Genomic DNA, 19,801 nt, shown 5'->3' on the forward strand with positions numbered 1-19,801 from the left:
AATTGAAAGTTACCTCGATAATGCAACAAATAATTCATATTGGATATATTTTCTTCGCCCCCCATAAAGCCAGATTCTACTAATTATGGTAGTAGCAGTAATAGGGTTATTGCGTTAATGAAAGTGATTCTCTTTTGTGGAATTTCATTTTAAATCAGATGGATATGTGATTTTGGCTTGAGGGGAATAGACGATTTTAGCTAAATCGTATTTTTTTCTCAGATTAATCCTATAATGTCTCGAGTGCTTCATTAACCATCAGTTATGAAGCGGTAAATATTGAATTGGTGGCAAGCTCATGTAAACTTGCTTACCGTTTGTCAAAATATGTCAGGAAGACGCTGGGCCTTATTCTGAAGGGCTCGTGCGGTAGCTATGCCCTTAAATAGTAACGCCCCGAAAATATACTGACTATTTTAACAATAGCACCTAAGTCAAACTTCATCCCCTTTATCTCCATCATCGAAATATCGCTACGGAAAAGCATATGAAAATGCGCGTACTGTTTTCACTTCTGTTTGTAATGGCGGTGGCGGGCTGTAAAGCGCCGCAGAAACCTGTGATCAACGACGACACGATCGTGACCAGCCAGGTCAATGGCGTCACGTTAACCCACCGTCATGCTGTTTTACCTCCAGCAGAGTTTACTCAGCTCAATGAGCCGTATCGTGCCATGTATCCGGCCTCGCTGATGAGCCGTCCTGACTTCGGCGGAAAGGTTATCCGTACCCTGGAAACCGGTAAAACGTATGTGGTCCTGGGTCAGGTTGAGCACTACTGGATGGCGCTTGCCGATGAGGGAAATGATCAACTGATTGGCTACGTCCCGATGCGTGCAGTGATCAAAGCCGATCAGTACGAAGCGACCGTCCGTAAGCAGGCCCAGCGTGCGAAAGTGCGTAAGAAGGCAACCTGTGTTGATGTGGACGGTAACAGCAAAGCCTGCAAAGACAGCGCTAACGGTACCTGGATCCTGAACTAAACCGCGTCCCTGAGCGTATTTTTATGAATAATAAAAATTTTCATTGGTTGTGGTCCGTCTTTTACGCGGCGATTTTCGCCCTTGTCAGTGGTTGTACGTCGTCTTCACACAGCGACCCTTCCCGCTACAATCTGCAGTTTCAGGCTCATCCACAAATCAATGAATCTGCGCCGCTAAAAGTCAGAGTGCTGTTGCTGAAATCCGATGCGGATTTCATGTCCAGCGACTTCTATTCCCTGCAGAACAACGCGTCAGCCACGCTTGGCGCGAATCTGCTGAACAGCGATGTTTTCTTCCTGATGCCGGGTCAGCTCTCGAAAACCCTGAGTGGACAGAGCTCTCCCGACGCCCGCTACATTGGTGTGATGGCGGAATATCAGATGCTGGATGGCAAAAAATGGCGCGTTTCACTCCCTCTGCCTGTGCCAGGCGAAAACCATATCTACCAGTTCTGGAAATGGTCAGCGGATGAACTCCAGGCCAACGTGTTTCTCGACGTGAATGGCATCCGGGTCATCAGCCAGTAACGCGCTTCATAACAGGAATTACATCATCATGACGAAAGCAGAAAAGGTCGTCTGGACCGAAGGCATGTTCCTGCGCCCACACCATTTTCAGCGGACTGAAAGCTATCTGCTCAACCACGTTCGTGAATGGGGTGCGCTGCAGCGTTCATACCTTTGGGGCTTTCTCGACGTTGAGCTGGACGAAGCGATGCTGCGCCAGGGATGCATTGCCCTGAGCTACTGCAGTGGACTGCTGCCTGACGGAACCTTTTTCCAGGTGCGCAACGGCCGCAATGGTCCGGTGCCGCTGAAAATCCCTGACAATCTCACCAATGAAAAGGTGGTGCTCGCACTGCCGGTTCGCCGTGGAGAGAGAGAAGAGGTGATCTTCAGTGAAGAGCCGGCCTCGCTGGCGCGCTTCATCGCCTTTGAGCAAGAGGTGGAAGACGACAACGCTATGTCGGTAGGCGATGCCACCGTACAGTTTGGCCGCCTGCGTCTGACCCTGATGCTGGAAAAAGATGTAACGGCAGAGTGGACCGCTATCGGCGTGGCGTTTGTGACCGAGAAACGCAACGATAACCACGTGCGTCTCGATAGCAGCTACATTCCGCCGATGCTGAACGCCAATAACAGCCCGCAGATCTACAGCATGATTAACGATCTGCACGGCTTACTGGTGCAGCGCAGCCAGCAAATTGGCGGTCGTCTGCGCCAGCCTGGCCGCTTTAATACCTCGGAACTGATTGAATTCACGCTGCTCTCACTGGTGAACCGCCATCTGGGCGAGGTTTCGCATTTAAAAACGCTTCCGCTGCTGCATCCGGAAACACTCTGGCGCAGCTGGCTGCCGTTTGCGACCGAGCTCGCCACCTGGGCGTCTCAGCGTACCGCTGAAAGCGTGCTGCCAATTTACGATCACGACGACCTCGCGGGTTGCTTCAGCAAACTGATGATGCTGCTGCGTCAGGGGCTGTCTCTGGTGATGGAAGACCATGCCATTCAGCTGCCGCTTAACGAGCGTTCCCACGGTCTGAACATCGCGACCGTGCCGGAAACCAGCATGGTGCGTGAGTTCGGCTTCGTGCTGGCGGTCAAAGCCAACGTGCCGGGCGAACACCTGCAAACCCATTTCCCTGCCCAGATGAAAGTGGCGCCGGTCTCGAAAATTCGCGATCTGGTTCAGCTGCAACTGCCTGGTATTATGCTGCGCGCCATGCCGGTCGCACCGCCGCAGATCCCCTGGCATGCAGGCTACAGCTACTTCGAGCTGGAGAAGGGGAGCGAGCTGTGGCACGAGATGGATAAGTCCGGCGCTTTCGCCCTGCATCTCGCAGGCGAGTTCCCGGGACTTGATATGGAGTTTTGGGCCATCCGTAGCCCGACTGAATAATAAAGCGAGCGCTTAATATGCAGGAACGACAGGATACCGGCAGTGATGCCGCGTTTACCGGAGCCAGTAGCAACAATCAGCTGGTGGCGGCCGCCAATCCGCTGCTCAATGCGATTCCGCAAATCCGTCATTCGGTATCACATGACGATCAGGTGGCGTTGCGCCAGCGCCTGATCGATGAGATCCGCCGGTTCGAAGTGCGCTGTCAGCAGGCCGGTCTGGCCTATGAGGTGATCGTCGGGGCACGTTACTGCCTGTGTACGGCACTTGATGAGGCCGCCGCGCTCACCCCCTGGGGCAGCAGCGGCGTCTGGTCCAGCAATGGTCTGCTGGTGACGTTTCATAATGAAACCTGGGGCGGCGAAAAGTTCTTCCAGCTGCTGGCGCGTCTGTCGCAAAACCCGCGCGAACATATTCTGCTGCTGGAGATGATCAACTACTGTCTGCTGCTCGGCTTCGAGGGGCGCTATCGGGTGCTGGATAATGGCCGCACCCAGCTTGAAACCATCAAGCAACGGCTGTGGCAGATGATTCGCGGCGTGCGTGGCAGTTACCCGCCACAGCTCTCTCCGCATCCGGAAGATCGTCCGGTACTGCGCAAGCTATGGCGACCCATGGTACCTCTGTGGGCCTGCGTGGCGCTGGCCGGGTTTATCGCCTGCCTGTTCTATATCGTGCTTAACTGGCGGCTTGGCGATAACACCAACCCGGTATTAGCAAAAATTTATCAGTCACAGCTTCCCGAAACGACTATCCAGCAACCTGCCCGCCAGCTGCCTGCGGTGCTGAACCTGCGTGGTTTCCTGAAGCCGGAAATAGAAGCCGGTCTGGTTGCGGTAAAAGATGAAGCGGACCGTAGCGTGGTGATCCTGAAAGGGGACGGCCTGTTTGCTTCCGCCTCAACCGTGGTACGTGACCGTTATGAGCCTGTAATAAACCGTATTGCACAGGCCATGAATAACGTCAGCGGTAAAATTCTGGTGGTGGGCTACAGCGATAACGTGCCAATTCGCAGCGCGCGCTTTGCCTCTAACTATGAACTGTCGCTGGAACGTGCCCGGTCAGTTCAGAAAATGCTGCAGGGAAGCCTCTCTCAACCTGAACGTGTAAAAGCGGAAGGCCGCGGCGAGATTAATCCAGTGGCACCTAACAATACGCCGGAAAACCGTGCCCGTAACCGCCGGGTGGAAATTACTCTGCTGGTGTCGCCTGAAAATACCCAGGCTGAGCTGAACGGATTGCCGCAAGGAAACTAAGGATGCTGACTACTCTTCTTTCCATTTTGACCAATCGCATTCTGTGGAGCTTCCTGGGCGTCACTGCGCTTGCGGCGGTTATCTGGATGATTGGCCCATTGTTGTCCATCGTGGACACCCGACCGCTCGAATCTGAACAGAACCGCATCATCAGTATTGCGGTGGTTTATCTGCTCTGGGCGCAGGGCCACATTCTGCCGCGGCTGTACAATGCCTGGCTGAACCGCAAGCTGATGGACAAACTCAATGAGAACACCACCAGCCCGGAAGCAGCGGATCCGCAGAAGCGACTGAACAACGAGGAGCAGATCCTCGCCAGCCGTTTTGACGAAGCCGCACAGATGCTGAAAAAAGCGCACTTCAGCAAAGCGGGACAGGGTGCCCAGTGGACGCAGCGCTTTAGCACGCAATATCTGTATCAACTGCCGTGGTACGTCATCATCGGCGCGCCGGGCAGCGGTAAAACCACGGCGCTGGTCAATTCCGGACTGCAATTCCCGCTGGCCGACCGCTTCGGTAAGACCGCGCTGCGCGGGATCGGCGGCACGCGTAACTGCGACTGGTGGTTCACCAACGAGGCCGTACTGCTGGACACCGCGGGTCGCTATACCACCCAGGAGAGCGAACAGGTTCAGGACGCCGGTGAATGGCTTGAGTTTATGGGGTTACTGCGTAAGTATCGCCGTCGCCAGCCGATCAACGGTGTGATTATTACCATCAGCATTTCTGATCTGCTGACGCTCTCGCCTGAAGCGTCACGCCAGCAGGCGGTCAACCTGCGCCAGCGTCTCTCTGAGCTGCATGAGCAGCTGGGTATTCGCTTCCCGGTGTATGTCATGGTGACCAAAGCTGACCTGCTTAAAGGCTTCCGTGCCTGGTTTGCCGATTACGACAAAGCGCAGCGCGACCAGATCTGGGGCTTCACGCTGCCGTGGGAGCAAACCAAACACGCTGATTACGACCTGATGGGTAACTTCCAGCAGGAATTTTCCCTCTTACAGCAGCGCCTGGATGCCGGACTGCCGGAAACTCTGCTGCAGGAGCATGACGCAAAAGCGCGCGCGGAAGCGTATCTCTTCCCGCAGGAGTTTGCCGCACTGCGTCCGCTGCTGGCTGACTACCTGAGCACGGTCTTTGCCCGCTCTAACTTTGAAACCGAATTCTCCCCGCGCGGGATCTATTTCGCCAGTGGTACCCAGGAAGGTATGCCGTTTGACCGGGTGATGGGCGAACTTAACCGTGCGCTCTCCTTGCCGGAAGGTGAAGAGGGAAATCGCTGGGATTCCGTCAGCAAAGAGGCCCCGATTCCAGGGGCGAAAGGGCAGAGCTTCTTCATCAAGAACCTGCTGCAAAACGTTATTTTCCAGGAGGCCGGCATCGCCGGGGAAAACCGCTGGTGGGAACTGCGTAACCGCGCCGTCATTTGGTCCGGCTATGCGGCGCTGCTGGCCCTGCTGGTGATCCTCGGTGGACTGTGGCTGACCAGCTATGCCAGGAACAAGGCTTATCTGGAAGAGGTGGACGCAAAGGTGCCGCTGCTGGATCAGCAGAGCAAGGCGCTGCAGAATCAGCCTCAGCGCGATCTGTTTGACCTTCTGCCCTTGCTGAATGGCCTGGTCGATCTGCCGAAAAGTGACGCGTTTGATGTTAACGATCCGCCTGTCTCACGCCGTATGGGGCTCTATCGTGGGGATGACGTCAGCGATGCATCGCAGTCTCTGTACCAGAAAGCGCTGGACCAGATGCTGCTCCCTGCCGTGGCGATGCATATCACTACCTGGCTGCGCAACGATAACGGCAGCGATGTGGAATACAGCTATGAAGCGCTGAAGGCCTACCAGATGCTCTATCAGCCGAAGCACTATGACGGCAAATTCCTGCACTCCTGGGTAATGCTCAATCTGCAGCGCAACCTGCCGCAGAACGTGACTCAGGCGCAGCTTCAGCAGCTTGAGTGGCACCTGACTCAGCTGCTTGAGCCGAAAATTCAGGCCTCGCCGTACGCGCAGGATGAATCCCTGGTCGCGCGTGAAAGGGCGCTAATCAACCAGCAGCCACTTTCCACCCGGGTGTATGGTCGTCTGAAGCGTCTGCTGGAGCATGATGAAAACCTGAAACCGGTATCGCTCTCCGACCTGGGCGGTCCGCAGAGCGAGCTGGTGTTTTCACGCAAAAGCGGCAAGCCGGTGAGTGAAGGCGTACCGGGTCTTTATACTCCGGACGGTTACTGGAAAAGCTTCAACGGCCAGATTGACAGCGTCACCACTGCTCTGCATGAAGACGATGCGTGGGTGCTGGGGGCGACCTCAGCCCAGGAAGATAAACAGCAGATCGATAACGCCGTGCGTCAGCTCTACATGCGCGACTTTATCGCCAACTGGGATCGCTTCCTCGCCGACATTCAGCTTAATAACAGCGCCGATCTCTCTCAGCGCATCAATACCGCGCGTCTGCTCTCCGGGGCAAACTCGCCGCTGCGCCGTCTGGTGCTGAACCTGAGCCAGGTCCTGACGCTTTCACGCAATGCGCCAACCCCGGATGATGCCGGTAAAGCGCAAGCGCAAAGCAACCGTGCCACCCGCACGCTCGAAGCGTTATTCAGTAATAATGACAATGCCCCGACGCAGGCCGCGGTGGTCACTCAGGCACCTGAACAGCTGGTAACCGATCACTATGCTCCAATGATTGAGCTGGCGCAGCCGCTGGAGAAAGGCGGGAAGACCATCGTCTTTGATGATTTTCTCAAGCAGGTTGATGAACTTTACCGCTACCTGACTGCCGTTCAGGACGCGGCCAACAGCGGCATGCCTGCTCCGGGAGGCGAGGCGATTAGCCGTCTGCAGGCCAGTGCCGGTCGTCTGCCGGGCGGTCTGCAAACCATGTTCAGCAATATGGCGGTGGGGGCCAGCAGTGATACCCAGCGTCGCGACCTCGAAAACGTGCGTAAGCGGATTAACGTCGAAGTCGGTGGTTTCTGCCGTCAGGCAATCGCTGGCCGTTACCCGCTGGTGCGCAGCGCCAGTACGGAGGTCACGCCGGACGATCTCGCGCGCATGTTTGCGCCAGGCACCGGGCTGATGGACACCTTCTTTCGTGACAACCTGACCAATAAAGTTGATACCACGCAGGCGAACTGGCGCTTTATGCCGGGCATTGATGGAAAAACGCTGCCGGGAAGTGAAGGGCTCCTGAGACCGTTCCAGCAGGCGCAGTCCATTCGCGATGCTTTCTTTGCTAACGGTGCCACCACGCCATCTTACAAAGTGACGGTGCGCACCGTCAGAATGGATAACACAATCCTTAACCTGACGCTGGATGTTGACGGTCAACTGCTGCGCTACAGCCACGGTCCACAGGCTGTGCAGATCATGAACTGGCCGGGGCCGGGCGGGACTAACCAGGTGCGTATGCAGCTGGGTCTGGCTAACGGCAGCACGGCTACGCTGGTGACGAACGGTTCCTGGGCGCTGAACCGCTTTTTCGATAAAGCGCGTACCAGCCCGGGGGCGGGAAGTCTGAGTCGCCAGGCGACCTTCAACGTAGACGGACATCAGGTTACGCTGGAATTTGCGCCAAACAGTATTCGTAACCCGTTCCAGCTTCCCCGTTTCTCATGCCCATAACCGCAAGGACAGCCGTATGACGAATACCCCTGCGATGAACCGCTACAGCTGGTATGGCAAACTGCCCAGCGCCGGAGATTTTTTGCAGCGTCGCTTTCCTGACACCCTGCAACGCCAGTGGTCACACTGGTTCCAGGTCGGCCTGCTGGCCTGGCAGCAGGAAGAGCAGCGCAGCGGTGAGCGCCCGTTTAACAAAGCGCCGGTCTGGAATTTTGTCGTACCACCGATGCTGGGTAGCCAGATGATTCAGATGGGCTGCCTGCTACCAGGACGTGACAGCGTTGGTCGACAATATCCGGTCTGCATTCAGCTCAGCTTTGCCCCCGCGGACTGGTCATCACGTCTGCTCAGTCAGGCTGAAAGCTGGTATCAGCAGATTGGCCGTCTGGGCCTGCATGCGGTACGTAACAGTTTTTCTGCCTCACAGCTCGATGACATGCTGATGTCCATTCCGGCACCGCAGCCCGTCGAGCCGCAAAAGCGCTCAGATATTCTCGATGTGATTGGTTATGACGAAGACGGCCAAAGCACGCTGGGCTGGCCTCAGGCAGCAGAGTGCTTTGACCCGCTTCGCCAGACCAGCTACTGGTGGACCAACCGCTGCGACGGCTACCCGCTCTACACCCATGTTCACAGCGGGAACTTTACCGGGCAGCTCTTTACGCTGCTGTTCGACCCGGCAGGTGGCGCCCGCCCGGGCCGTCACGGTCTCTATCCGCCTATGTTTGAATAAGCAGGGATCTTATGAATATCGAAGAATTTCTCGCGCCAATAAGCCCCGACAAGCCCTGTGGCGAAAACCTGGAGTATGACGCTGATTTCCAGCTGATGAATCAGGCCAGCCAGGGCAAAGCAGAGCAGCAGTTTGGCGACACCATCATTCCGGCAGAACCTGCTGACTGGAATACGGTGGAAAAATTCGCCACCAGCCTGCTGAGCCGCACCAAAGATCTGCGCGTCATGCTGGCGTTAACGCATGCATGGACACGTCGCCGCGGCCTTGCGGGCTACGCCGACGGGCTGTTACTGGTGCAGGAGGCGATCACGCGTTACTGGGAGCCGCTCTATCCGCTGCTGGAAGAGTATGGCGAAACCGACCCGTTTTACCGCATTAACGCCCTGGCCGGGCTGAGTGATAAGTCTGACCTGACCGTCGCCGTGCGTAACGCCTCGCTGCTGCGATCAAATGGCGATGAAATTTCACTTCGCGACGCTCAGGCACTGCTTGATGGCAGTAAAACCGAATGTCCGGATTACCCCGGTGGCCGCCCAAGACTGATTGACGAGCTGGCCCGCGGCGATCAGCCGGGCACATCGGCGGTGATAGTGATTAACGAACGGCTGCTGGCCATTCGTGAGTTGCTCACCGGCCACCTTGGTGAAAGCGGCGTTCCGGAGATGGAACAGCTGCTGAAAACCGTCGGGCTGGTCGCCAGCGCCTGTCAGGTGACCGACATCAGCAAGCTGCTGCCCAACCGGGAGGCACAGGCTGAGCTCAGCGCTGAACCTCAACCGGCGGTCGCACAACCCGTTCAGCAGGTTACAGACTGGCGCAGCGTGCAGGTCACCAGCCGCGCCGATGCACAGCTGATGCTGGAGAAAGCCAAACAGTATTTTGCGCAGTACGAACCGAGCCACCCCGCACCGTTGATGATTGAACGGGTGCAGCGGCTGTCAGAACTTAACTTTATGGACATTATTCGCGACCTGGCGCCAGACGGCGTTAACCAACTGGAAAACATCTTTGGACGCCGCGAATAACGCGTCCTGGCATTATGACGACAGGCATGGAGCCTGCCGTTTCACCTTCACCGCGCATCTTTGATGGAGAACATCATGGCAATGAGTAACAGTGGGCAGAAATTTATCGCACGTAACCGTGCCCCCCGCGTGCAGATCGAGTACGACGTAGAGATCTACGGTGCAGAACGTAAAATTCAGCTGCCGTTTGTGATGGGCGTCATGGCCGATCTGGTCGGCAAACCGGTGGAAAACCTGCCGGCAGTCGATGAGCGTAAATTCCTCGAAATCGACATTGATAACTTTGACGAGCGCATGAAAGCGCTGAAACCTCGCGTGGCGTTCCAGGTGGATAACACGCTGACCGGCGAAGGTAAGCTCAACGTTGATCTGACATTCGACAGCATGGACGATTTCCTGCCGGACGCGGTAGCCCGCAAGGTTGAGCCGTTGAACAAGCTGCTGGAAGCACGTACTCAACTTTCCAACCTGCTGACCTATATGGATGGCAAAAACGGCGCGGAAGAGCTGATCGCTAAAATTCTGCAGGATCCGACGCTGCTCAAATCTCTGAGCCAGTTGCCGAAAAATGACGAAAGTGCGAAAGGTAGCGAGGAATAATCGATGAGCAACCAGACTCAACAACACGAGCAGCAGAGTGGTCAGGCGTTCAGCCAGGATGAATTCAGCGCGCTGCTGAACAAAGAGTTCCGCCCGAAAACCGATCAGGCGCGCTCCGCGGTGGAAAGTGCGGTAAAAACGCTGGCGCAGCAGGCGCTGGAAAATACCGTTACCTTCTCCAGTGACACCTACCGCACCATTCAGAACCTGATTGCCGGTATCGACGAGCAGCTGTCTCAGCAGGTGAACCAGATTATTCACCATGAAGAGTTCCAGAAGCTGGAGAGCGCCTGGCGCGGTCTGAGCTACCTGGTGAACAACACTGAAACCGACGAGATGCTGAAGATCCGCTTTATGAGCATCTCCAAGCAGGAGCTGGGTCGTACCCTGAAACGCTTTAAGGGCGTGGGCTGGGACCAGAGCCCAATCTTCAAGAAAATCTACGAGCAGGAGTACGGTCAGTTTGGTGGCGAGCCGTTTGGCTGCATCGTTGGCGACTACTACTTCGACCACAGTCCGCAGGACGTTGAACTGCTGGGCGAGATGGCACGTATCGGCTCGGCGGCCCACTGTCCGTTTATCACCGGTACCGCACCGGGCGTGATGCAGATGGAGTCCTGGCAGGAACTCGCGAACCCGCGCGACCTGACCAAAATCTTCCAGAACACCGAGTATGCCGCGTGGCGTTCACTGCGTGAATCCGAAGATGCACGCTACCTTGGCCTGGTGATGCCGCGCTTCCTGTCGCGCCTGCCGTACGGTATTCGCACTAACCCGGTCGACAGCTTCGATTTCGAAGAGCAGACCGATGGCGCGAACCACAACAGCTACTCCTGGGCGAACGCCGCGTATGCCATGGCTGCCAACATCAACCGCTCCTTTAAAGAGTACGGCTGGTGTACCTCAATCCGCGGCGTGGAGTCCGGCGGGGCGGTTGAAAACCTGCCGTGTCATACCTTCCCGAGCGACGACGGCGGCGTGGACATGAAATGCCCGACCGAAATCGCCATCAGCGATCGTCGTGAAGCCGAGCTGGCGAAGAACGGCTTTATGCCGCTGGTTCACCGCAAAAACTCTGACTTTGCCGCCTTCATCGGCGCGCAGTCTCTGCAGAAACCGGCTGAGTACCACGACCCGGATGCGACCGCTAACGCGCGTCTGGCATCCCGTCTGCCGTACCTGTTCGCCTGCTGCCGCTTTGCCCACTACCTGAAGTGCATCGTGCGCGACAAAATTGGCTCCTTCCGTGAACGTGAAGAGATGGAACGCTGGCTGAACGACTGGGTGATGAACTATGTGGACGGCGACCCGGCTAACTCCTCACAGGAGACCAAGTCCCGTAAACCGCTGGCGGCTGCCGAAGTGCAGGTGCAGGAAATTGAAGATAACCCGGGCTACTACGCCGCGAAATTCTTCCTGCGTCCACACTACCAGCTGGAAGGTCTGACCGTTTCTCTGCGTCTGGTTTCTAAACTGCCGTCACTGAAGACGAAAGACGCGTGATGATGATTGCCGCCGGGAGGCCATACCCGGCACCTGCTTTATAGCATGGAAATGTGAGAGGAAATATGACCGCGAGACCTTCGTTTGTTGCTGCCTGGGCGGCGGCAACACGTATTTACGATGCAAATGATTCTATCGGCAAAGTTAAGCAAATTATCGGCGGCAAGGTTAAGCACAACTTCGAAATACCGCAAGATCAGGGTGGGTGGTCAAATAGTTGTGCCGTACGCATGAGTTATGTTCTGAACTATACCGGGCATCCCGTCCCGCGTATTGCAAATCTCACGGTATCCGGTGCTGATAATAAATGGTACTTCTATCGGGTAAAGGATGTTATTGCTTGGTTGACGCGTCAGTGGGGTAAACCTGACATGGTCGTGAGTTATCCTTCCTTACCCGTTCAACAATTAGCCAACAAAAAGGGCGTAATTCTGTTTGAGGTACAAGGCTGGAGTGACGCCGCAGGTCATGCCACATTCTGGAATGGTTTAACCTGTTCGGATCATTGTTATTTCAATGCACCGGAGACGAATTACACGACGACCAAAGCCAATTTTTGGGAGTTGCCATGAAAAAAATAATTGCCAGTCTACTGTTGCTTACCAGTTCCGCCTCTGTTTATGCAACTGACGATCCGGTGTTGTTTGTCAAAAAAATGCCTTATAAGCAAGTTGTTAAAGACGTTGTTTTTTCTCGCTGTCTGGCACAAGTTTCAGATGATAAAAGCCAGTTTTCTCTGGATGCAGCCCGTAGCAGTAGTGCATTACTGGAATGGGTGCCTTTCGATATTGAAAATGGCAATGACAAAATTAATGCCCTTATTGATAAATATAAAGGCGCAACCAATGCCTTTCATTCTGAGATAAAACCCGATGTCAAAGGCGTAACGTTAAACTGTCTACGTCTTTATCATAGTGACGAACTTAATAAACTTGTACCTCAATTAATTATAGGCAATCCTGACCGTACCTGGCTTCAGGATAATCCGCAGTAGTAAAGACTTTACATTCTTTCCTTTCATTCAGGGGGAATGTCAAGACTGTCAAATGACACGGGTCATTTGATATGAGGCAGAGGTAAAATATGGACGGTTTTATTCAGCCCCATGCTTTCCTGTTTGCCATATAAGTGCTTTTTCGAAAGCAATATTGTTCATCCACGAAGAGTAGATATTATGGCTATTGATATGTTTCTGAAGGTCGAGGGTGTTACGGGCGAATCTAAAGATTCTAACCACACCGGCTGGACTGATATTACCTCCTTCTCCTGGGGCGCTTCCCAGCCAGGTAATATGAGTGTTGGTGGCGGCGGCGGTGCCGGTAAAGTTAACTTTAACGATCTGCACGTTAACGCTCTGATCGACAAATCCACTACAGCAATTCTCAAACACTGCGCAAGCGGTAAGCACCTGACTAAAGTTGAACTGTCCGTGTGCAAAGCGGGTGGTCAGCAAGTTGAATATACCCGCATCACACTGGAAGATGTGCTGGTAACTTCTGTTCAGTACACCGGTGCGGACAACGGCGACACCGTTGGTGTGACCTATGCATTCCAGGCTGCGAAAGTGAAACAGCAGTACTGGGAGCAGACCACTGCTGGTGGTAAAGGTGCTGAAAGCAGCGCTGGCTGGAACATTAAAGAAAACAAAGAAGCGTAATTGCGTACGTGGCCAGGGGAGTTTTTCCCTGGCCCTACGTATTAGTCAAAACTTTGCAAAGAGATCGAGTAATGAGCGTAAAATCAATGGTTGCACCTGGGTATTGTATTGTTCAGCAGCCCGGGACGTTGGATTTTCAGGCGAGGCTTCTGTTTAATAATCCTAATAGCGATGCAGCGCGTCATTTTATGCAAATTAATAGCGATACTCAATGGTCCAAACCTGGTCAAATGTTAATTGTCAATGATCCAGGAAACAATAATGCAGTGCAACTTAAACAACTGCAAATCGCAAAACAGAAAGTTAATAGTTCTCTGGCGGATCTTAATTCAGGTGAGGCTAATTTCCTCTCTCAGCACTATGGCACAATTGCCGCAGTCACAAACTTTATGGATAAGTCCCTTGGTGTGGTTTCTGATGCGGGTGACAAATACTTCAGTGAAATCGAAAAAAAATTAAAATCCATTGAGTTGGCCTATCAAAATCAGTACAGAACGCAAGGGACATTAATAGGGCAACAGTTTTTTGTTGAGCGTCAACGATTGTTCTCTGAGTTAGATGTTTTATTAAATAAACTTTCCAGATTAACTCTTAAAATGAAACCTTATAATGAACTCAGACATGCATTAGGTTTATCGAGCAGATCAATTGTGCATGAATGGAGCACTGCCGGTGTTGGTTCTATTCGGGGTTATTCAACATACATTGATAATGCTTCAAAGGCCGCTCGTTTTCTTAAAATGGGGGGATGGCTTGCAATAGGCTTTGCAGGTGCAAATACGACCAATGAAGTTTACAATGCGTGTACCGTTGGACGAGAGCAGAATTGCTCAAAAGTTGCTGTAAAAAAATACAGTAGCTTTGGTGCAGGTCTTACTGGTGGCATTTACGGTGGCAAATATGGTGCCATAGCCGGGGCGGGAGTTTGCGTTGCGCTGGGAGTTGCAACTGGCGGTGTAGGATTGCTCGCATGCTCTATTGTCGGTGCGGCTGCGGGTGGATACGCTGGTAGCGAAATAGCAGGTGGAGCAACAGAGTATATGATGGATAAATTATGGTAAATCTCGAGAATTTACTTTTATTGCTTACTGTGGGTTTGTTTCTCGTTGTTGTAATTATGGATCTGTTTAGTTCTCGTTATTTTAAAAAACACGAGGCTGACTATAATCAGCTCCTTTCTGACTACAGACGCAAAGGTTATGATCTCGATCTGGTAACAAATTACGCTTCTTTTTTTGGATCACTGGCAAACTATCAAAAAATAATCTGGTTTATTCGTCTTCATAAGGGCGTGAAGATGAAGTTTACTCGCGACAGGCTGGTGCAGGAAGAAGCTTATAAATATATTCAATCATTACCAGATGAAAAAATTGCCTGGATGCTAAAACTGCATCGTCGTTATAAAGTGCAGGCATTAATATTCACTCTATGGCTCATTGTTGGATTATTTTTTGTAAATTTCATTAAATAGTTTTGTTGATATTCTCTTCCTCAAACGCCGCCGTTCTCGCCCCGAGAGCGGCAGCGTTTGAGCGCTAATCATACCAGCAGGAATACGCCATGCGATTCACGATTATTTCTACAAAACCCGGTCATCAGCCGCCGCAGAGCAGCTGTGATTTTTATGCCCCGGGCGGCACCATTGGGCGCGGTACGGATAACAATCTGGTATTGCCGGACAATGACCGCACCATCTCGCGTTTGCAGGCCATTGTTCACGTTGACGCCCAGGGCGAATGCCGCGTCACTAACCGTGGCAGCGTCACCCGCGTGGTATTGAATGACATTCCGCTTGAGCGCGGGCGTCAGGTTGAGCTGCAGGATGGGGACATTCTCGGTATTGATGATTACCGTATCGAAGTGACCGAACTGATTCATGATACGCAGCCAGTCAGCCGCATGGCGGCGACCATGCAGCAGCAGGCGCGTCCAGCCGCGGCCCCTGCGGCAGCCCCGCAGCCAAAGCCTGCGAGCGCCGCCCCGCGCGGGAAGGCGGAACCGACTGCTGTGCCGTCGGAAATCTGGGATAGCCTGATGCAGGAGTTCTCTATCTCCGACAGCATTTCCAGTTCTCGGGCGAAGCCGCAGCCGGCAGCGTCGCACGATCCGTTCTCCCAGCCTGTCGCACCTGAGCGTAACGCTGAAGATCCGCTGGCGATGTTCAATGACAGCGATCCGAAGCTTGAGCGTAAGAACGTGGATCCGGATACGCTGTTCAGTGACGAAGCATTGTTCAAAAAAGAGAGCATTTTTGACGACGTCACCCCGTCTACGCTGGTGCCGCCCAATGAAGCTAAACCTGCGCAGCCACAAGAAGAGCAGACGGATGAACTCGATCCGCTGGCACTGTTTGGCGGTAGTGCCAGCGCACCTGCTGCACGAAATGATGACCCCCTCGGGTTGATGGGCGGGGCGCCGTTAACCCATCCGGATGAGATTGTCGGCGATAAGCCAGAGACCGTCGTTGAGCCAGACCTGACGCCAGAGCCGGAAGCAGAACAGGAAGAGGACGTCCTTGCCGCTTCTCCGCTGTTTGCTCCTGAGCCGCAGGTGCCGCCGCGCGTGGAAGAAGAAGAGCCGGCGCGACCGGATTATGCCGGCTTCACCATGCCAACTCCGCAGGCCGTAGCGCGCAGTAATGCCCAGGCACCTAAAGGGCGTTTGCGTATTGACCCGGTCAAAAACGCGGCGTCGCCAGCAGCCCATAATGGCGAAAAGGGTGAAGTATTGCAGGGCGAATTACTTGAGGCACTGCTGGAAGGGATGGGGCTCAGCGAAATGCAGCCCGTCCCGCAGTTTGACCGCGAAAATATGCGTCAGCTGGGGCAAATTCTGGGCATGTTCTCTCAGGGCACCGTGGCGCTGCTTTCTTCGCGCTCCATTCTTAAGCGCGGCGTAAAAGCCGATATGACCATGGTACTTGATGATGCCAACAACCCGTTCAAACTGTTGCCGACCGGGAAAACCGTTCTGATCCAGATGTTCGGTACGCCAATGCCGGGCTTTATGCCGCCGACAAAATCCGTGCGTGACGCGCTGATCGATCTGCAGGCGCATCAGCTGGGTATGATCTCCGGTATCCGCGCCATCATTGCCGCCATGCTGCAATCCTTCAACCCGGAACAGCTGGAAGAGCAGGCGAAGCAGAACGGGATGACCTCCCGACTGGCGCTGCCGGGCAGCCGCAAAGCCGCACTGTGGGACTACTTTGTCCGCAGCTATGGTGAAACGGCAGGCGAGATTGAGGATGACTTCCATACCCTGTTTGGCGAAGCCTTCCTCCATGCTTATGACATGGAGGTAAATCAGTACAAAGACTCACAGAGCGGATCGGAAGAAAAATGAATATCGCAACGGCTTCTCTCTCCCGCCAGGGGACGCGCGCCAGCAACCAGGATCAGACGGGAGAAACCATAGGGGAACGTTCAGCCTGCTTTGTCGTCTGTGATGGTATCGCTGGTCTGCCGGGCGGTGAGGTGGCCGCTGAACTGGCCCGCAACAGTATTATCTCCCGCTTCGATGGCGACAAGCACCTGAACGCGCAGCATATTCGCGACTATGTGCAAACGGCGAATCGCACTATTCTCAGCGAACAGCAGGCGGTTCAGGATTATCGTCGGATGGGCACCACGCTGGTCAGTCTGTTTATCGACAGAGATTACCGACTGGCCTACTGGGCACATGCCGGGGACAGCCGCCTGTATCTGTTTCGCCGGGGCTGGCTGTGGCATGTCACCACCGATCACAGCCTGGTTCAGCAGATGAAAGATGCAGGGCACGACACCGATAACCTCAACAGCAATCTGCTCTATCTGGCGCTGGGTATTGAAAACGGTGGGCCGGAAGCGAGCTACAGCGATGTGGTGCAGGTCGAAGACGGAGATGCATTTCTACTCTGTACAGACGGTTTCTGGCACGGCGTCAGCGAAGAACAGATGAAACAGTCGCTGCACATGGTTAACACGCCACAAGAGTGGCTGACCTTAATGAACCAAATCATCCAAAAGAATGGCGAACAGGAGGGGAATGCTCAGGATAACTATACCGCCCTGGCGGTATGGATGGGTAACCCTCAGGACACCACTTTGCTGCATACGCTTTCTGACGCAGCACAATTTCTTCCCTGCGGAACTGATTAGACACACAAGGAACGATATGAAACTTTGGCTATCGGGTTTAGCACTTCTGGCGGTGGCGTCCACCGCGCAGGCTGAGAATTTCCGCATTGTGCAGTCTCCTGCGCAGAAGCTGGATATCTGGATTGATAACATCAAAGACAACACCCCACAGAGCTGGTGTAAGTCAGAGATTGCGCTGCGTATCGTGGCGAACGGCAACAAAGACGTCTCGGTTCTGGAGAACTTTGTCCCGCGTCTGGGCTCGCTGCTGGAACACCAGTGCAGCAAAGTCAGTAAACTGAGCTGGACGCTGAACGATCCGTCCGGAACGACGCTGGCGCAGGGGACAGCAGGCAAAGCGCAGGACTGGGCGCTGGTGGTAAAACAGCAGCAGACTGCGCCAGTGAGTACTCCGGCCAGCGGTGCGTTGCTGCCGCCGGACCAAAACGCGGAAACCCACACGGTTGCTGCCGATCGCACGCCGTGGCAGGAATTTACCCTTCAGGACGGCTGCCATCTGCGTACCTTCTGGGAAGGGGGCTCATCTGCTCCGGCGCTCTTTATTCCGGATTCAGACACCACCCGCTGCGGAAACGGGAGCTGGCTGAGTGGTCACACGGTTATCTCCCAGTCCCGTAATGGTGGACAAAAAGAGATACCGGTGACCTACATTCACGGCTTCCCGGTCATGGGACTGAATCAAAGTGCCGACCCGGAAAACGCGCTGATCACCTCCGTCAACAAAGAGCGCATGGTTTTCAGCACCTCCAACAGCGACCAGAGCTGGATGATCCTGCCTTACGACAGCAGCCTCAACGGCTGGAAAAGCAACGGCACGGTGGCCGTGGAGATTTCACGTGAGACCGCCAGCGACGATGCAAAACTGCAGGCGCGTATCGCCGCGGTGAAAAAAATCTGGGGCGCCTGGGTTACCCCTGGTACAACGCTCAATATCGTCCTGATTGACACCCTGCGCCCTCAGCTGCGCGATCCGGCAGTCGGCGCCTGGCGCGCGGCAAACTAAGGAATGGCTATGAATACGCTCTATCAACACCTGGCGGGTGAATCGCTGAGTGACGCGCTGGTGCGTCTTGAAGCTGAGATCAAAGCCCGTCCGGCCGATGCCGATCTCCGCGCCGCGTTTGTGCAGTTTTTGACCCTCAGTGGTAACTGGACGCGTGCCCTGACTCAGCTGAAAAGCTGGCTGGCACTTAAGCCCCAGGCTAAACCAACCGTTACCCTGCTGGAGCAGTCCATCCAGGGCGAGCTGCAGCGCGCGCAGGTGATGGCGGGGCAGGCTCGTCCTGCCATGCCTGAAACGCAGTGGCCGTGGCTTACCACGCTTGCCGCCGCGCTTAATGACGCGGGAGAGCGTGCTCAGGCGCTGCGTCTGGAAGCCCTTGAGCAGGCGCAGGCAACGGCGGGTCAAATCACACTTGAGAATGACGAGACGCAGGCATTCGCATGGCTGATGGACGGCGATGCTCGTCTGGGGCCCGTGTGTGAAACCATCGTCAACGGCCGTTATTTCTGGCTGCCGTTTAACGCCATCGCCGAGATCCGTTTCCAGGCCCCTGCCAGCGTGACTGACCTGGTGTGGCGTCATGCGCTGGTGCGCCTGACGGACGGTACCGAACAGGTTTGCCAGATCCCGGCGCGCTATCCTTTCGCACCGGATGCGTCTGACGCGGTTAAGCTCGCGCGCACCACCGAGTGGCTGCCGCTCGACAATGACGGCACGCTGTATGAAGGCATGGGGCAGAAAGCCTGGCTTAGCGAGCAAAGCGAAAGCCCATTGCTGTCGTTGAACCTGGTGACGTTTGCTGCGGATGGAGCCCATGAGTAATCCCGCTGGCGAAGGCGATCTGCTGCGCAGCGGCTGGCAAGCCCGCAGCAAGCAGGAGAAGGTGGGGGCGCGCGATAAAATGCAGCCCTCGCTGCTGGATCGCCTCACCGATAACGATCCGGAAAAAAAACGCGAGTCCGCCAACAGTAATCTGATTACCCACGCCGCCCTGCGCCGTAACGTGCTGCGGGATCTGCAGTGGTTGTTTAACACCATCAACCATGACGCATCCGGTGACCTGAGCGCGTTGCCGCATGTGAACCGCTCGGTGGTTAATTTTGGCGTCGCGCCGCTGGCCGGGAAAAGAATGTCAGACATTGAATGGCACGACATTCAGCGCAAGCTTACCGAGGCCATCATTAACTTTGAACCGCGTATTTTGCCGCAGGGACTGCAGGTCCGCTGCGTGTCAGACACCTCGTCACTGGATCTGCACAACGTGTTGTCCATTGAGATAAAAGGGCGTCTGTGGTGTGTGCCGTACCCGCTGGAGTTTCTGTTTCGCACCGATGTCGATCTGGAAAACGGCCATTTTGAACTGAAAGATGCGGGGTGA

19 protein-coding genes are annotated in these 19,801 nt (G+C 54.8%); all 19 read left to right on the forward strand.

What is annotated here, in order from left to right:
- Window positions 1–487: 487 nt before the first annotated feature.
- Window positions 488–982 (forward strand): hypothetical protein, encoded by a 495-nt coding sequence (locus L466_RS11690; RefSeq protein WP_014170557.1) that lies wholly within the window; start codon window positions 488–490, stop codon window positions 980–982.
- Between the two features lie 23 nt (window positions 983–1,005).
- Window positions 1,006–1,509 (forward strand): type VI secretion system lipoprotein TssJ, encoded by a 504-nt coding sequence (gene tssJ, locus L466_RS11685; protein WP_014170556.1) that lies wholly within the window; start codon window positions 1,006–1,008, stop codon window positions 1,507–1,509.
- Between the two features lie 28 nt (window positions 1,510–1,537).
- Complete coding sequence (gene tssK / locus L466_RS11680; RefSeq protein ID WP_020883454.1) at window positions 1,538–2,881, forward strand: type VI secretion system baseplate subunit TssK; 1,344 nt, start codon at window positions 1,538–1,540, stop codon at window positions 2,879–2,881.
- Window positions 2,882–2,898: 17 nt separating this feature from the next.
- The gene (locus L466_RS11675) at window positions 2,899–4,137 is read left to right on the forward strand and encodes a DotU family type VI secretion system protein (protein ID WP_020883455.1); all 1,239 of its coding nucleotides are present in this window, start codon (window positions 2,899–2,901) and stop codon (window positions 4,135–4,137) included.
- 2 nt (window positions 4,138–4,139) lie between these two features.
- Window positions 4,140–7,760 carry a type VI secretion system membrane subunit TssM gene (gene tssM, locus L466_RS11670; protein WP_032680800.1) on the forward strand — a complete coding sequence of 1,207 codons (3,621 nt, stop codon included), beginning with the start codon at window positions 4,140–4,142 and terminating at the stop codon, window positions 7,758–7,760.
- A 16-nt stretch (window positions 7,761–7,776) separates the two neighbouring features.
- Window positions 7,777–8,493 (forward strand): type VI secretion system-associated protein TagF, encoded by a 717-nt coding sequence (gene tagF, locus L466_RS11665; RefSeq protein WP_020883457.1) that lies wholly within the window; start codon window positions 7,777–7,779, stop codon window positions 8,491–8,493.
- Between the two features lie 11 nt (window positions 8,494–8,504).
- Window positions 8,505–9,521: a type VI secretion system protein TssA gene (gene tssA / locus L466_RS11660; protein WP_020883458.1), complete on the forward strand. Its 1,017-nt coding sequence runs from the start codon at window positions 8,505–8,507 to the stop codon at window positions 9,519–9,521.
- 75 nt (window positions 9,522–9,596) lie between these two features.
- The gene (gene tssB, locus L466_RS11655) at window positions 9,597–10,121 is read left to right on the forward strand and encodes a type VI secretion system contractile sheath small subunit (RefSeq protein ID WP_008502644.1); all 525 of its coding nucleotides are present in this window, start codon (window positions 9,597–9,599) and stop codon (window positions 10,119–10,121) included.
- 3 nt (window positions 10,122–10,124) lie between these two features.
- Window positions 10,125–11,624 (forward strand): type VI secretion system contractile sheath large subunit, encoded by a 1,500-nt coding sequence (tssC, locus tag L466_RS11650; protein ID WP_014170549.1) that lies wholly within the window; start codon window positions 10,125–10,127, stop codon window positions 11,622–11,624.
- 65 nt (window positions 11,625–11,689) lie between these two features.
- Entirely contained in the window at window positions 11,690–12,196 is a 507-nt protein-coding gene (locus L466_RS11645; protein WP_020883459.1) for a type VI secretion system amidase effector protein Tae4, read from the forward strand.
- Entirely contained in the window at window positions 12,193–12,618 is a 426-nt protein-coding gene (locus L466_RS11640) for a T6SS amidase immunity protein Tai4 family protein (RefSeq protein ID WP_032678401.1), read from the forward strand. The genes L466_RS11645 and L466_RS11640 overlap by 4 nt, the downstream gene beginning before the upstream one ends.
- A gap of 180 nt (window positions 12,619–12,798) precedes the next feature.
- Complete coding sequence (locus L466_RS11635; RefSeq protein ID WP_014884229.1) at window positions 12,799–13,281, forward strand: Hcp family type VI secretion system effector; 483 nt, start codon at window positions 12,799–12,801, stop codon at window positions 13,279–13,281.
- Between the two features lie 71 nt (window positions 13,282–13,352).
- Window positions 13,353–14,342 carry a hypothetical protein gene (locus L466_RS11630; RefSeq protein ID WP_032680801.1) on the forward strand — a complete coding sequence of 330 codons (990 nt, stop codon included), beginning with the start codon at window positions 13,353–13,355 and terminating at the stop codon, window positions 14,340–14,342.
- Window positions 14,336–14,752 carry a hypothetical protein gene (locus tag L466_RS11625; protein WP_032680802.1) on the forward strand — a complete coding sequence of 139 codons (417 nt, stop codon included), beginning with the start codon at window positions 14,336–14,338 and terminating at the stop codon, window positions 14,750–14,752. Before L466_RS11630 ends, L466_RS11625 begins: the two co-directional genes overlap by 7 nt.
- Window positions 14,753–14,841: 89 nt before the next feature.
- The gene (gene tagH / locus L466_RS11620; RefSeq protein ID WP_032680803.1) at window positions 14,842–16,626 is read left to right on the forward strand and encodes a type VI secretion system-associated FHA domain protein TagH; all 1,785 of its coding nucleotides are present in this window, start codon (window positions 14,842–14,844) and stop codon (window positions 16,624–16,626) included.
- Window positions 16,623–17,420: a PP2C family protein-serine/threonine phosphatase gene (locus L466_RS11615; RefSeq protein WP_014170545.1), complete on the forward strand. Its 798-nt coding sequence runs from the start codon at window positions 16,623–16,625 to the stop codon at window positions 17,418–17,420. The genes tagH and L466_RS11615 overlap by 4 nt, the downstream gene beginning before the upstream one ends.
- A 16-nt stretch (window positions 17,421–17,436) precedes the next feature.
- Window positions 17,437–18,423 carry a hypothetical protein gene (locus L466_RS11610; protein WP_020883465.1) on the forward strand — a complete coding sequence of 329 codons (987 nt, stop codon included), beginning with the start codon at window positions 17,437–17,439 and terminating at the stop codon, window positions 18,421–18,423.
- Between the two features lie 9 nt (window positions 18,424–18,432).
- Window positions 18,433–19,245 (forward strand): type VI secretion system accessory protein TagJ, encoded by an 813-nt coding sequence (locus tag L466_RS11605; RefSeq protein ID WP_032680804.1) that lies wholly within the window; start codon window positions 18,433–18,435, stop codon window positions 19,243–19,245.
- Complete coding sequence (gene tssE / locus L466_RS11600) at window positions 19,238–19,801, forward strand: type VI secretion system baseplate subunit TssE (protein WP_010432861.1); 564 nt, start codon at window positions 19,238–19,240, stop codon at window positions 19,799–19,801. The genes L466_RS11605 and tssE overlap by 8 nt, the downstream gene beginning before the upstream one ends.

Source organism: Enterobacter sp. BIDMC 30 (assembly GCF_000534355.1).
Taxonomy (GTDB): domain Bacteria; phylum Pseudomonadota; class Gammaproteobacteria; order Enterobacterales; family Enterobacteriaceae; genus Enterobacter; species Enterobacter ludwigii.